Raw genomic sequence first — 14,137 nt, forward strand, 5'->3', positions numbered from 1 at the left:
AGAAAAAGATACTGGCTTGCGAAAACAAAGGCCTAGGAAATTATTTCCGGGACAAGCATCCATTCCACCGCCCAGTGGCCGACTTCCGTACGCCTCAGACAGACCACGCCGCCCATTTTGAAATTAATCACACTTTTTTCCTGGTCCCCGGTAAGCAGCAAAGCGGCCAACTTAGCCAGATGAGGAAGGTGACCCACCAGCATAATATCCGCATCCATTTCCGCCAGGCGACCCGCCCAACTCCCTGGGTCGTCCAGGGGTGCCAACCCGGTGGTTGGAGAGATCTCTTTGGGCGGCTTTAAAGCTGCCGCCAGAATTTTCGCAGTGCTTAAGGCTCTGGTCTTACCGCTATGAAATATCTGACTTACCGCAGGATGAAACTTTTCCAGCTGATCTGCCACTTTTTTAATGTCTTCGAGGCCTTTTTCGGTTAGATCACGGGCCGGATCTTCATCTTTACTCTTGGCCTCGGCATGCTGCACCAGATAAACAACCATGGCATTCCCTCCTCTATAACTCTTGCCGTTGAATGGACACCGGTTATCTAAAAACAATATTGGAATTATATTCAACTTAATAACATTTTGTAAGAAGGACCAGTTATTTAAATTTATTATTTTACCCTGGAGCTCGCCATGGACGCGAAATAGTATTGTGATGGCATGCAATCTAAGCTAAGCTGTTTAAAAGCGCGGGCCTATGAGATCATGCGAGCCCTAGAAAAGATGCCGCTGCCACTTTGATCAATGAGGACGGCAAAATTATCCATTCGCGGTATAAAATCAGCCCTAAGGAAACGGTTCCCCGAGCGACCCAGGCCTTGGCCGGGGGAAGTTAATTTTAAAAGCTAAGTTTACTTTTGTCATTTTTAAAACCATCGTCAGTAGGGGACGGAGAAGCTTCGCCCCTTAACCGTCTGATCCCCCTGGTAGTCGATATTTTTAATTATTACGGCGAGCATTTTAAAGGTTAAATTGATGACCTGGGTAATAACGGGCAACATGGCCGTTCTTCTCGAAAAACAGATTTTCCCCTCCCGCCAAGCCCATAACTTTTCTGATCTTAAAACCCCTAAGCTTTACCCCCAGATCTCTTCTATCGAACTGAAAGCCCCCAGACTTAACCAACATTAAGGCATTGAATATATTAAATTAATTTATAAGTATGGGTGGTACGGCTATTGCTCTTTGGTTATATCAAAGATCAATGGCCTTAAGTAAAATGGATGTTGTGCCTTAGAACCGAACTGGTGATCAGGCAAGGCCGATGGGAGGGAGATACCAAATGCAATTAGATATTCTAGGTTTAGCAATCAGCGGTTTTTTGGCGGTGTTTTCCGCCCTCTTGGTAACCTCGGTGACCTGGCCGCTTATCTGCCTCCCCGTGGAGCTCATCGCCAGAGTCCGATATGGCGTACACCCAAGATCTGCCTGGTTGAATATTTACCTTGGCGCGGCTCCTAGACCTGACCCCGTGGTGTCCTCTACTACCGACCAACTGTAGCCTTCTTTAAGACCAGGGGTCAGGTGGTGAACGCCTTTTTGAGCTTAAAAGGTATGGTTCCGGTGGGCCAGACTAATAGCCGCTCTTAGTGACCAGGGCTACGCCCATACAGATCAGAACGGTACCTGCCCAACGGATCGGGGTGACGGTCTCTTCCAGCAGGTATTGGGCCAGAAAGGCCGTAAGCACATAACTTAGGGCAGTCAGAGGCAAGGCAAAACTTAGGTCAGACCAGGAAAGCACCGCCAACCAGAGAAAGAAAAAAACCGCCAGACACAGGATCCCCAAAATTATGGTGGGGTGGCTAAAGATCTGAACCCCCAGCTTCAACAGGGCGTGGGGTTGATAGGAGGACACCGCGCCGATCTGTTTCATGCCATGTGATAGTAGCACATCACCTATCGACACCGAGATAACCGCGATGATCAGGGTAAGTAAGGTCTTAGTCATCATGCCTGGTTCTCCTTTAGAAATGTTGGTAATTGGTGAGTTCCAAACCATTTTCCACCAGGGCCTGTCTGATCCGGGGACTGAGCAGGGCGGCCAACTCGTCCTGGTGACGATAACTCGGCATCCACCGCCGTAATTCCTTATCGCTCCAAAGAGCGGGATGAGAATAGATCTCGGTTACACCGGCCCGCAATTGGGGCAGCAGCCTCAGGAGATAATCTTCATCCATCTGGCCGTCGTTTAGCAGGCCAAAAAGATGATCATTGACTTTAAAGCCACTGTTGCGGGCGGTCCTTTGAACCCGGCGGGCCAGCCAGATAAAGATTAAGGCATGGGCAATCTTATGAGCGGGCCGTTGCCGATTTAGTGCCAGGGTAATTCGAAGATTTTCATGAGTCAGGCGTACCCCAGGAATATTATATTCCTGGGCCAACTCCTGGACCATGGGCCATACCCTGGGATGTAGGTGGATATTGAGATGACCGTTAATAAACCAGGGGGTCAGCCCAGTACTCAGAAATGCTTCAATCTGGGCTGCCAATTCCCGGCGAATTTCGTTCTGCAGTCGGAGGGAGAAAAAGAAACGCAGACCAGCCCCAACCGGATCTGTGCGGAAATTGCCCGCTTGATCGGCCAAATGTGGTATGAAGCGGGGGGGCAGGACAGCATGGCCTTGGATCAGGGTCAGATGGAGGCCCAAACATAGATCGGGGAGTTCCCGGCCTAGCGCCACCGCCTCCGAACAGGCGGGAGCACCCACCATCAGACTGGCACAGCTCAGGACTCCCTTTCGGTGAGCCAGAGCAATCGCCTGATTTAGCGCCGACGACAGGCCAAAATCGTCGCCAGTGATGATGACCGCCCGCCTGGGCCAGGGAATAGTATTTGCGGTCATCAATCCCTTATCCAATGCAGACCTTCCAGCCAAGAGGCCAGAGAAAGAAAGTTAAGGGGATGAAACAGATGCCCTAGCGCTTTGCGGAGTTGGCCCTGACCTAAGGCAGTAAAGGCATCGGCCAGGGAGACGGCCGCATATTGATATACGCTGGGGTCTCGGTAACAATCAATCATGCAGGCCTGACAATCATCTCTGATCCGGGGCAGAGAGAGGAAATCTTCCAAGGCCCCCAACGGCGTCTTTAAATAATGACAGCGGTAAACCCTAAGCTCCCAATCCAGGAAAAAATATTTGTACCCGGCCAGACAGGGAAAGCGTGACCGGTGGTTGGTCAGTTGGCGCTGCAGTTCTATCAATGATCGCCGGGGATTAAGGATTTGTAAATGGTTCTGGGACTTTAAGTCCTTTATCTGCTCGAACCAGCTATATAGTTCGGCCGGTGAAAACTTTACCAAATCATGATCGGCACAGCCCAGATAAGAGGAATGGACCCGGGTCAAAGGATAAGAAAAGGTAACCAGGCGGAACCCTAGCTCGGCTAAAAACTTGGGGAGGGCTGGCAGATCCGTAAGCAGGCGGCTAATGGTTACTGAGGCGATGGGTTTAATTCCCCGCTGCTTGATTTCCGGCACCATCGCCCTAATATGGTCAGCGAGGCCGGGCAAACCCCGGTGTTCATCATGAAGTCGGGAAGAGGCAGCATCAATGGAGATAATCAAGCTGTCCAGACCAGCCTCTTGAAACTCGGATAGTTTAGCAGAACTGAGCAAGGCCCCATTGGTACACAGCAAGGTGGTGATGTCTAGATCCCGGGCCTGGGCCAGAAGGTCCGTCAGGGGAGAATAAAGCAACGGTTCCCCGCCGGTAAAAACAATATATTTTATCCCGCCCTGGGCCAGGAGCGGCAACCCTTGACGGAGACGGGCTGGGTCGGCCATAATCCAATCTTCGGGCTTGAGTCGGTGAAAATTGCAAAACGTACACCGGGCATTACAGGCATTGGTAACGGCAATCTGGCAGAATCCAGGGCCTCCTTGAAAAAGGAGGCTGAAAAATTCTTTGCGAGTCATGGAATTGAAGACTTGAGGGATTCCTCTGTTCCGCTATGGGAGGGTTGGTTCCGCCGGAAAAGAAAGCCAAAAAATTCTTTTCCTTCTTTAAGAAGGCGGCGGCGTTCGTCTGCATCCAGCAGCATAGTTTTCGCGGTCCGGGCCATATAACCGGGGCGAAAATAGAACTTGCGATAAAAACGGGGGACTGCCTGGAAAATTTCCTCGGCCTTGAGTTCGGGATATTCCACCACACATTGCTGATAACCGGTGTCGCCATCGACCAAGAACTCGGAGCGGAAATAACTCTGAGTAATGCAGAGATCATAAAAGGCCGTTCCGGGATAGGGGGTAGCCAGCGATACCTGGATGGTATCTGGATCCAGGTCACAGGCAAAGCGGATCGATTCCTCAATGGTGGCTGGGGTTTCTCCTGGTAAACCAACAATAAAAGTGCCATGGATCTGGATACCCAATTCCTTGCACCAGCGAGTAAAACGTCGGGCCTGATCCAGGGTGGCCCCTTTGCGGATGTTTTTTAAGATCTGCTCATTACCGGTTTCATACCCCACTACCAGTAAGCGCAAGCCGCCCTCTTTCATGGCTTTTAAAGACTTATAATCGGTGTTGACCCGGGCGGTGGCGGACCAGGTGAACTGTAAAGGGCGAAATTCCCGACTGAGCTGTCGGACCCGCTCCGGGTTGGCGGTAAAGGTGTCATCGTCAAAAAAGATTTCCGCGGCCTGAGGAAACAGCTCTAGGCTGCGACGCACCTCGTTGACCACGTCAGCTACACTGCGCACCCGATAGCGGTGACCGGACAAGGTTTGCGGCCATAGACAATAGATACAGTGGTGGGGACAGCCCCGGCCAGAATAGATGGAAATATAGGGGTCCCGGAGATAGGGTATGTGGTAGAGATTAATGTCCAGATCACGATGGTAGATTTCGGTAACCCAGGGCAGGGCATCTAAATCCTCTATCCAGGGACGGTCCGGGTTATGGTAAATTTTCCCATTTTTCCGGTAGCTTAAGCCTAAAATCTTTTCCCACCGCCGCCCCTCCGCCAGTTCCAGGACGGTATAATCAAACTCACGGCGGGCCACAAAGTCCAGAGCCGGGCTGGCGTCTAAAGCTTGGTCAGGCAATACCGTTACCTGAGGGCCTACCATCCCCACCGTTAAGTTTGGATAACTTGCCTTTAACGCCTCTACCGTCTTGATATCGTGGGTTAGAGACGCGGAAGAAGTGAAAATCACTACCAGTTCATAATCAGCAGCCTGTTTGACCACCTCCGCCACCCTTAAGTTCAAGGGTGGAGCATCCAGTACCCGGCTCTCGGTAATCAATCCCGCCGGGTAACAGAGCCAGGTAGGATACCAGAAGGAAGTTACTTCCCGCGTAGCCTGATAACGAGACCCGGCACCGCCATCAAAATCTTTGAAACAGGGAGGACTGAGTAAGAGGGTGCGTTTCATGAAATGCCTTTCGCTGAATTTTAAGGGTAGTCTAAATTTCCAATTAAATCATGAACTAGTCGATTCTCTCGAGGCCAACACCAGGCTCAACGCCTTAAAAACGAAAAATTACCATAATCATAGCCGGATGGCCAGGAGGGAATCCACTGCCTCGGTCTCCCGACCGGCCAGATCAGTGGCCAACACCTCATTCACGACGGATTGGACCCCAGGGTGGCGGTCATCGTAATCATGAAAGACTAACAGTCCTCCAGGCCTGACGTAGGGCTTCCAGCTCTGATAATCCTGTTTAACCGCCTCATAGACGTGGTCGCCGTCAATAAAAAGAAGATCAATCGGTGTCCCGGGCCATTGGCGGGCGGCGCTAAGAGAATCCTCAGCCAAGGGGGTGACGACATTTTTTAGGCCAAAACGCTCAATATTGGACAGAAAGCTTGGCAAACTACTGCCTCCGAGCCGATCTACCGATCGTTGCCAAGCCACCTGACTCTGAGGATTTAAGGTCGTTCCCAAAAATGTATCGACGGCGTATATCCGGCCACCTGACCCCGACCGCAGACCACATCCCAGGTAGGCGGTACCGACCCCGACCCAGGAGCCAATTTCAACTACACAGGCTCCGGGTGGCAAACCCGCGGCCAATCGATAGAGAGCCACCCTTTCGGTCCACCGGGCCATTTTTTCTGGAAAGAAAAAGGCATGTAAATCAAGGAGTTCTTGGCATTGCGACAGGTTTAACCCAAGCCTCGGTCCCAGTGAAGCGAGGATAAGTTGGGCCTGCCGCCGGGCCATGAGGCGCCGCCACCATCTTTTCAGAGAAAATTTCATGCCTGGTTATTCTATTCCAAAACTATTCGGTTGTCGACGAAATTGCGGGGGCCATTGGCGCTTGCCTGACCGCGGTAACGTTTTTTTAAAGGTGACATTTATTTTAGCCGATAATTCTAGATTGAAACATTACCTCAATTTGGCATTTAAGGCCTCAAGCACTTCCCAGAGTCTTTGAATCTCGGGATGCAGATTCCACTCTGCCGGTTGGGTGGCATATTTTTCGCCCTCGTTAATAAATTTGTAGAGATGGATTTCACAGGCCCGATATTCCTGCTGATTGCCGGTCCAGCGGGTGAAATTGCCAGGAAAAATACCCGCGATCTTCCAGCCTCGTCCCCATTTGAGGGTCACATCCTGGGTAATGGTGTGCCAGGTTTCCAGAAAAGTGGTCAGATATTCCGCTCCCGAGGCTTTGACCAGCCGGTCCATGAGTCTCCCTAAGAAGCCCATCAAACCCTGCTGTCGAAAATCGGGGTGAGTGCCGGCAAAGGTATACTCAACTTGGAGATTTTTATCAAATTTGGTCATCATCACGGCCGCGGCCAGCCGTCCGCTGGTAACTTCCTCAGCCGTCAGCATACAGTACGGTTTCTTAATAGCGTCGGTTTCCCAGGTTTCCTCCAGGGTGAGGCGCGCCTCATATTCCTCGGGATACAAAATAAAATCATGTTCGGAACCATAGACCTCGGGATAGGCCCAGCGCCAGAGTTCGGCCGCGGCGGCCACATCACCGCGCCGGAGCGGGCGCAGTAAAAACCGGCCCTCTAAAACATATTCCGGTTCAGGCATGATCCAAGTTACCTGTTTATCCCGGATTGGTCTGGTCAGACAAGTCTTCGCCATCTGACGATAGGGGCGGTAGGGACTCATATCCAAAACACGCATCTATCTCCTCCTACGCAACGAATCCTGAAGGTTACCAGACTATTGTTCCCAGATAATGGTCCCGGTGTCACAGGTATCGTAACCCCCGAGTTCCTTGACCAAATGCTTAAATTCCTCCGATCGAATAAGGGCCAGCAGAGTTTGAAAGCGGCCTTCGGCAAAGGTGGTTTGTGGAACGACCAGATCATAGCGTTCGACAACCACTGGGATAAAATCTAATTCCAGGGCCTGCGCTGCCGCCCTGATCCCCAGGCCGGCGTCGGCGCTGCCGGATAACACATTGACCGCCACCGCCATGTGAGTATATTCCTCCCTATCATACCCCGTAACCGCCTCCGGGGGAATACCAAGTTGCTGTAACTGATAATCCAGCAGGATGCGGGTTCCCGAGCCTCGCTGGCGGTTAATAAATCTGACCTCGGAGCGGGTCAGATCCTCGAATCCTTTGATATTTTTGGGATTTCCAGGCAGCACCATCAGACCCTGCTGGCGATACACCAGATTGATCAGCTTTAAAGGCATTCCTGGCAGATACCGCTGGATATAAGGGATGTTATATGAATTAGTGGCGGGATCAAAGAGGTGGCTGCCCCCCAGATGGGAGCGGCCTCTCTTCAAGGCCAGCAGCCCTCCCAGGCTCCCGACATGGGCTGAAGACAGGCGCAGCTCCGGGTTTCGCCGCCGCAGCAAGCTGGCCAAGACGTCCAGGGTATTGTCGTGGCTGCCAATGGCCACCAGGGTGCCGGCCAGTTCTTCTAAAGAGATGAGTAATTCTGCGATAGCCGGGCGGTCCTCCTCCAAACCCTCGCTCAAGGCCGGAATACGAATAATACCGTCAGCTCTTACCAGAGAGGTGATGGTGCCCGCGCCCCGGGGCAAGGGGGTGGCGATAACCCGCTCTCCCACTTTCCCCAGGGTTACCCGGATGAATTCCTCCAGGCCGGCCTTGGAGGGAATTTTTTGCGCCGCATGGACCTTCACCTGGGGCCGCGGCGGTAGCGGACGGCCCACCATGCCAGCGATCAGGGGCAGGATAAATTGTTCGGCGGAGAGCACCGCGGATACCGGATAGCCGGGGTTGCCGATCACCGGCTTGCCTTGCACCACTCCCAAAATCGTTGGTTTGCCCGGCATCATGGCCACCCCGTGCACCAGGATTTCACCCAGGTTGCTAACCGCCTCGGCGGTATAATCCTCGGTGCCAGCCGAGGACCCGGCATTGATGATAATTATGTCGCCTTGGTTTACCGCAATATCGAGAGCATCTTGAATGGCTGTCAAGGTATCAGGAACCGGCGGGTGAATCTGGGGCAGGCCGCTGGCCTGTTCGACCAGACTGGCCAGCATGACAGAATTAAATTCGATGATCTTCCCTGGGGTTAAATCCTCGCGCGACAGTTCTGTAACAGGTAACAGTTCCGAACCAGTGGGGATAATGACCACCCGCGGCCGCTGCTTAACCAGGACCCGGGTAATCCCCCCTGCCAGCAGCGCCCCCTGGGCCGCGGGAGTGATTACGGTTTTTTCCGGCAGCACCATTTCCCCGGCCACCAGATCCTCCCCCACCCGTCGGACGTGTTGCCAGGGATGCACCGCGGCCTCAATTTCAATGCTCTCATCATCGATGGGATTGACCTGTTCTACCATAATCACCGCGTCAGTCCCCGGCGGCAGCAAATTGCCAGTGTTGACCGGAAAGGCTTCCTGCCCCAGGCGCAGTCGCCGGGGTTGCTCCGTGGTAGCTCCAAAGGTTGCGGACGCCTCTAATGCATAGCCGTCCATGGCCGCGCTATGGTAGTGCGGCGAGGACAGCCGGGCGATAACCGGGGCGGCGGTAACCCGACCCAGGGCCTCCACGGTCGGCACCTCCTCCGGAGCCAGATAATTGTCCAGGTCAAATCGGGAAAGAAAAAGCTCCCGGGCCTCAGCCAGGGGTTTCATCTTTAGATAAATATGACGTTTCATCGACCTGGCAACAACTTAGCTATAAAACAATCGCACCGTAACTAGTTCGCCCTTTTCCAACCCTTCGGTGTGCAGGGGAATCTGAATCCAGCCGTGGGCCTTGACCATAGTGGAAATCAGGCCGGATTTGCCCAGAATCGGGTCGGCCCACAGAGTGTCTGCTTCGGACCGCAGACGGACCCGGACAAAATCTTCCCGTCCCTGGGGGGAGGCCAGGTTGCGGGAAAGCCGGGCGGTAATGGTCTGGCCCCAAGAATCCTCAGGGGCGTTTAGCCCACCCAATCGGGCCAATAGTGGTCGGCCCAACACCGCCATGATGATCATCGCCGACGCCGGATGGCCGGGCAAGCCAATCAATGGTTTATTGTCGATGACCGCTAAGATTGTCGGTTTGCCAGGGCTTATCGCCAAGCCATGGACCAGAATCTGGGAGTCCGAAAAGGATTGGATGGCCGTAATGGCCCAATCCCGGGTACCCACCGAACTGCCCCCGGAGATCAGAATCAGATCCGACTTAGGTAGAGCCGCAGCCAGCCGCTCTTGCAGGGCGGTCAGCTCATCCGGGACAATGCCCCAATAGCAGGGTTTCCCACCGGCTGTCTCCACCTGGGCGGCCAGGGCATAAGCATTACTGTCCCGCATCTGTCCCGGCTTCAAAGCGGCCTCGATAGGAACAATTTCATCGCCGGTGGAAATGATTGCTACCCGCGGACAGCGATAAACCGGAACCGTCGTCACCCCCAGGGCGGCTGACAGCCCGATATCCTGCGGGCGAAGGCGAACTCCGGCTGCCAACAGCCTGGTCCCGGCCCGGACATCTTCGCCTTGCTGTAAGACGTTTTCCAGGGGCGATACACTCCGGAACACCTCCAGGTTATGCGCGTCCAATTCCTGGGTATATTCTATCATGACCACGGCATCGGCTCCCGGCGGCAACATCCCGCCGGTGGCGATACGGACTGTCTCCCCGGGCTGCAGTAGCCGGGTGGCTTCCTCGCCCATGTTAATTTCCCCCACCACCTGCAGCAGGGCCGGAGCACTGGGGCTGGCCCCAAAGGTATCCCGGGCCCGCACCGCAAAGCCATCGACCACGGTCCGGGTAAATTCCGGGAGATCGGCGGTGGCGACCAAGTCCTGGGCCAGGACCCGGCCATGAGCCTGGCTTAACAACACCATTTCCGTCTCCACCGCAGAAAACTGACCCAGCAGTCCCAGGACCTCGAGAATAGTTTTGAGTTTAAAAAATTCCTTCATCCTTATTTTGCTGGGGGTCTTTAAATTCATTTGTGAAGAGCTGCCCGCAACGGCCTTGGCCCCCTTTTTATGGTCTTATTTTTGCCAATTTTTTATCTTATCTTTCCCTGGCGGACTGGTCAAGGTTGGGGTGATAAGGTATGGCGGTTTATTGGGTGCCGATAAAGAAAGGTCGGAAGTCTGACTCCTCCAGCTTCAGGGCCTTCCTTAGGGTCGCCAGCAGGCGATCCTTATCCTCCGGCAACCGGCCAGTTAGGTTAACGTAGTTGGTATAGTGGTCGCTGACCACATGAGTGGGGACGCTAATCCCCTCAATCAGGGCCATGGTCTCAAGAAGCACCTCGTGGGGGCCTAGCATCTGAAAGGCACCGGCCAGCACATCCTCCAACAAGGGAGTATTGATTTTGGGGACAAAGGTCCGCAGCCGCAAGAAATCTGGCTGAATCTGATTAATGGCCGCGGCCGTTTGGCGAGCATGCGCTTCGGTCCTCTCCTTCCCGCCAATGCCCAGCATCACGTACTCGCTGACCTCGATGCCTGCGGCCCGCAGCATCTGGCCCGCGGCAATCTGTTGCTGGGCGGTGGAGCCTTTTTTAATCCGCTCCAGAATGACATCATCACCACTTTCTAAACCGACATGGATGCGCTTCAGGCCGGCCTCGGCCAAGCTCCGCAATTGATCAATCCCCTTGCGATAGATAAATTGGGAGGAGCCATAGACGGTAATCCGCCGCAGACGAGGGAAAATCGAGTAACTGTGGCGGCAAAGTTCGGTCAGGGCTGCGGTGGGCATGGCAATGGTATTGCCCGCCGGAAAAAACAGGGTCTGCACCCGGTCACCATACACCTGGCGGGCTTCCTCCAGATCAGCCTTAATTTCCTCAATCGGCCTGACTTTGTACTTTACCCCGTTTTTGTAAACCATGCAAAAGGTGCATTTATTGTGGGGACAACCGACCGTCGCCTGAATCAGCAGGCTGTCCGCCTCACTCGGCGGCCGGTATATCGGGCCTTCGTAGCGCACGCCTATCACCTCCTTAGCTTTCATATGAATTTTTAAAAGCCATACCGCCTTAGGTCAGTCTTCCAGTTCCACTTTGAGAGAGAGAAACCCTAACAAATCTTTGAGCGATAGGATACCGACCAAACGCCCTTTTTCGGTCACCATGAGACGACTGTTTTCGCCGCGACTCATGAGCGCCAGGGCTTGGATAGCATCGGTCTCCGGGCTGATAGTATTCTGGTCTGAACATCGGTTGGCCACCTCTCCCACGGTTTTCCGTGACCATTCTTCCCGTGGCAGGGCCTTTATCTGTTTGGTAGTTATACAACCCAAGAGTTTGCCGTTGTCTACCACCGGAAACATTTTGAAATGGTATTTATAAACGTAATCTTCAACCAGCTCCGTAACTGTGGTCGAAGGCGGCACAGTTATGGGATCAGAGTGCATGAAGCGCCGCACCGGCTCTCCCTCCAGGGTCTGGCGGGTTAGAACGCGTTGATAGCTCATCTGGGCCGCCCCTCTAAGGAACATGCCGATCAGAAACCACCACATACCGGCGATGAAATTGCCGTTCAGCACCTGGAGGACCGCCATGAAGATCAGGGCGATGCCGAACCCGGAACCGATCTTAGAAGAGATGCGGGTGGCCCAACGCAGGTTGTTCTTCCAACCCCAAAGAAGAGAGCGCAACACCCGGCCGCCGTCCAGGGGAAAAGCCGGCAGGAGGTTAAACGCGGCCAGGATGCCGTTGATCATTGCCAGATAGCGGATCACCCCATTAATCGACACCGCCCAGTTACTCTTCAGGCCGTAATTGTGGATGCCATAAAAAACCAGACAAAGAACAATGCTGGCTATAGGTCCAGCAATGGCCATCATAAATTCGGCTCTGGGGTTGGGCGGCTCCTCCTCCATTTCGGCCACCCCCCCGAAAATAAACAGGGTAATACCCTTCATCTGGATGCCATACCGCCGGGCCACCAGGGAATGGGAAAATTCGTGGATAATGATTGATATAAAAAGCCCCAGGGCTCCTACTATCCCCATCGTCCAGTAGGTCCGGGGGGAAAGATTTTCATACAGATAAGGGAAAAGACCGACTGACAGGGACCAGGTGACCAAAACCGCGATGATGATCCAGCTCACATCGATCCGGACCTCGAACCCTAAAAGCTTAAACAATGTGATGCGATTTTGTAACATCTCTTACTCCTATAGCAGCTTAGCGGAGCCAGGACCGACCACCAGAACCCGGCTCAGCAGCAGATTCAGGAAATAGTTCTATGCCCTTTTCCCCCGGCCTGGCAGTAGGGGCAGTAGTAGGTTGTCCGCCCCGCAATTTTACACCGCGCTAAGCGATGGTGGCAATGGGGGCACTTTCCTTCCGGGTGCCGCTGCGGCAGCAAAAAAAAACGCGGCATCTGATCGGGATCGGCGCGGCAGTCAATGGCGGTCCGGAGCACTTGTTTGATCGCCTCGAACACATCTTGGAGCTGCTCCTCACCAAGTCGGCTGACCGGGGTTGCCGGGTTAAGGCCAGCCTGAAAGAGAATTTCATCGGTGTAAATATTACCCAGGCCAGCGATCAATTTCTGGTTCATTAAAATGGATTTAATCGCCGCTTTTCTTCCCTCCAGGAGCTCTTGCAAGGTGGGGAAATCCAAAATCAGGGCATCCGGCCCGATGTCTTTCTCGGCCAGAAAGCTTTCGGCATCGCGGGCCAGACTCACTTTCCCTAACATCCGCTGACAGACGAAAGCCAAGTGAAAGCCATTATCAAAACTGAGGCAAAGGCGGCTGTGAGCCGGTTCCTGGTCCTGGTCCTGGAAACACTTCAAATAACCGGTCATGCCAAAATGAAGGATCAACCACGAGCCGTCGTCCAGCTGCACTAAAAGATATTTGCCGTGACGCCGGGCAGATTCAAATCTGCGGCCCCTCAAAGTCCGGCTCAATTCGGACGCCGAAACCCCGGCAAGGACCGTAGCATTGTTCACCTCTACCTTTTCGATGAGCTTGTGTAAGGAGGTGGCATCCAGATATTGTTTGAAGATTTCAACATCGGGGAGTTCTGGCACTAGGATCTCCTATCTTAATTTTTTTCAATAATTCTTCAAAGGTCTTCTCATCCAGTGCCTTGAGGATGTCATCTGGCAGGTCCAGCGAGCCGAGTTCCAGGATGTCCACTTCAATGGCCTTGAGGATAATGATACCGTGGAGTCTGTCACTCAGCCGGTCAATTCTCTTAATCTGGGCGGCCAGAAATTTGGCATCCAGGCCATGGGCCATCGATACCCGCTGGGAATGGTCAGTGATGGCCAGGTATGCGTTGCCTTGTTCTTGGGCTGCTTGGGCCATCTCCTCCAGGCGGTGGCGGCCGTCCGTATCCTTGGTACGAACACGGAGGTCGCCCCGGATGTCCGGCAGGGTAATCAGCTGCGGCAGCCTTCCCTTTTGGGCCGTCTTCACTTCACCCCGATTCTCGCGCAATTCCGGCTCAATATAGGGCAGGCCGACCAGTTCAAAGCCCTCACCTTCTTTTCGTCCGCCTTGCCGTTGCTTATCCCGTATTCGGTGATCTTTAGCCCCTTTTTGATACCGATCTTGCGCACCGCGATGTTATGGGCCTTGGAACCGGTAAAGTAGTGCCGGGCCGCCCCATAACTCTCCTGGGGGACCAGATCCACTATCCTTTGGGGCAGCCCGGCAATAGTGCGGGCGGCATTACGGTAAGCCCGGAGGCGGAATTGATTGGCATCCTCAATATCCAAAAGATTGGCCACCTTATTGAAGATTGCGGCCATATCGGCGTTATGTACTG

The 14,137-nt window shown here is 53.7% G+C and carries 12 protein-coding genes and 1 pseudogene; all 13 read right to left on the minus strand.

Annotated elements, in window-relative coordinates; all coding sequences use genetic code 11:
- Nucleotides 1-32: 32 nt before the first annotated feature.
- A complete protein-coding gene (sixA, locus tag JRG72_04510; GenBank protein MBW2134484.1) occupies nt 33-497 on the minus strand; it encodes a phosphohistidine phosphatase SixA in 465 nt (154 codons plus the stop codon).
- A 1,078-nt stretch (nt 498-1,575) separates the two neighbouring features.
- The gene (locus tag JRG72_04515; protein ID MBW2134485.1) at nt 1,576-1,953 is read right to left on the minus strand and encodes an EamA family transporter; all 378 of its coding nucleotides are present in this window, start codon (nt 1,951-1,953) and stop codon (nt 1,576-1,578) included.
- A gap of 16 nt (nt 1,954-1,969) precedes the next feature.
- Nucleotides 1,970-2,848, minus strand: a complete 879-nt coding sequence (gene hpnK / locus JRG72_04520) for a hopanoid biosynthesis-associated protein HpnK (protein MBW2134486.1) — start codon at nt 2,846-2,848, stop codon at nt 1,970-1,972.
- Nucleotides 2,848-3,921: a radical SAM protein gene (locus tag JRG72_04525; protein ID MBW2134487.1), complete on the minus strand. Its 1,074-nt coding sequence runs from the start codon at nt 3,919-3,921 to the stop codon at nt 2,848-2,850. The genes hpnK and JRG72_04525 overlap by 1 nt, the downstream gene beginning before the upstream one ends.
- A complete protein-coding gene (hpnJ, locus tag JRG72_04530; protein ID MBW2134488.1) occupies nt 3,918-5,378 on the minus strand; it encodes a hopanoid biosynthesis associated radical SAM protein HpnJ in 1,461 nt (486 codons plus the stop codon). Before hpnJ ends, JRG72_04525 begins: the two co-directional genes overlap by 4 nt.
- A gap of 117 nt (nt 5,379-5,495) precedes the next feature.
- Nucleotides 5,496-6,206, minus strand: coding sequence for a class I SAM-dependent methyltransferase (locus JRG72_04535; protein ID MBW2134489.1), 711 nt, complete (start codon nt 6,204-6,206; stop codon nt 5,496-5,498).
- 129 nt (nt 6,207-6,335) lie between these two features.
- A complete protein-coding gene (locus JRG72_04540; GenBank protein MBW2134490.1) occupies nt 6,336-7,094 on the minus strand; it encodes a hypothetical protein in 759 nt (252 codons plus the stop codon).
- A gap of 39 nt (nt 7,095-7,133) precedes the next feature.
- Nucleotides 7,134-9,059, minus strand: coding sequence for a molybdopterin biosynthesis protein (locus JRG72_04545; GenBank protein ID MBW2134491.1), 1,926 nt, complete (start codon nt 9,057-9,059; stop codon nt 7,134-7,136).
- Nucleotides 9,060-9,074: 15 nt separating this feature from the next.
- The gene (locus JRG72_04550) at nt 9,075-10,313 is read right to left on the minus strand and encodes a molybdopterin molybdotransferase MoeA (GenBank protein ID MBW2134492.1); all 1,239 of its coding nucleotides are present in this window, start codon (nt 10,311-10,313) and stop codon (nt 9,075-9,077) included.
- A gap of 148 nt (nt 10,314-10,461) precedes the next feature.
- Entirely contained in the window at nt 10,462-11,337 is an 876-nt protein-coding gene (locus JRG72_04555; GenBank protein ID MBW2134493.1) for a radical SAM protein, read from the minus strand.
- A gap of 54 nt (nt 11,338-11,391) precedes the next feature.
- Complete coding sequence (locus tag JRG72_04560; protein ID MBW2134494.1) at nt 11,392-12,519, minus strand: site-2 protease family protein; 1,128 nt, start codon at nt 12,517-12,519, stop codon at nt 11,392-11,394.
- Between the two features lie 65 nt (nt 12,520-12,584).
- Complete coding sequence (locus tag JRG72_04565; GenBank protein ID MBW2134495.1) at nt 12,585-13,394, minus strand: Fpg/Nei family DNA glycosylase; 810 nt, start codon at nt 13,392-13,394, stop codon at nt 12,585-12,587.
- A pseudogene (locus tag JRG72_04570) lies at nt 13,372-14,120 on the minus strand (hypothetical protein). Before JRG72_04570 ends, JRG72_04565 begins: the two are co-directional and overlap by 23 nt.
- Between the last annotated feature and the right edge of the window lie 17 nt (nt 14,121-14,137).

Source organism: Deltaproteobacteria bacterium (assembly GCA_019309545.1).
Lineage (GTDB): Bacteria > Desulfobacterota > Desulfobaccia > Desulfobaccales > Desulfobaccaceae > Desulfobacca_B.

What these genes read in the sequence shown, in the direction of transcription:
- sixA (MBW2134484.1), bottom strand. Translation starts at nt 497, where the DNA reads ATGGTTGTTTATCTGGTGCAGCATGCCGAGGCCAAGAGTAAAGATGAA.
- JRG72_04515 (MBW2134485.1), bottom strand. Translation starts at nt 1,953, where the DNA reads ATGACTAAGACCTTACTTACCCTGATCATCGCGGTTATCTCGGTGTCG.
- hpnK (MBW2134486.1), bottom strand. Translation starts at nt 2,848, where the DNA reads ATGACCGCAAATACTATTCCCTGGCCCAGGCGGGCGGTCATCATCACT.
- JRG72_04525 (MBW2134487.1), bottom strand. Translation starts at nt 3,921, where the DNA reads ATGACTCGCAAAGAATTTTTCAGCCTCCTTTTTCAAGGAGGCCCTGGA.
- hpnJ (MBW2134488.1), bottom strand. Translation starts at nt 5,378, where the DNA reads ATGAAACGCACCCTCTTACTCAGTCCTCCCTGTTTCAAAGATTTTGAT.
- JRG72_04535 (MBW2134489.1), bottom strand. Translation starts at nt 6,206, where the DNA reads ATGAAATTTTCTCTGAAAAGATGGTGGCGGCGCCTCATGGCCCGGCGG.
- JRG72_04540 (MBW2134490.1), bottom strand. Translation starts at nt 7,094, where the DNA reads ATGCGTGTTTTGGATATGAGTCCCTACCGCCCCTATCGTCAGATGGCG.
- JRG72_04545 (MBW2134491.1), bottom strand. Translation starts at nt 9,059, where the DNA reads ATGAAACGTCATATTTATCTAAAGATGAAACCCCTGGCTGAGGCCCGG.
- JRG72_04550 (MBW2134492.1), bottom strand. Translation starts at nt 10,313, where the DNA reads ATGAAGGAATTTTTTAAACTCAAAACTATTCTCGAGGTCCTGGGACTG.
- JRG72_04560 (MBW2134494.1), bottom strand. Translation starts at nt 12,519, where the DNA reads ATGTTACAAAATCGCATCACATTGTTTAAGCTTTTAGGGTTCGAGGTC.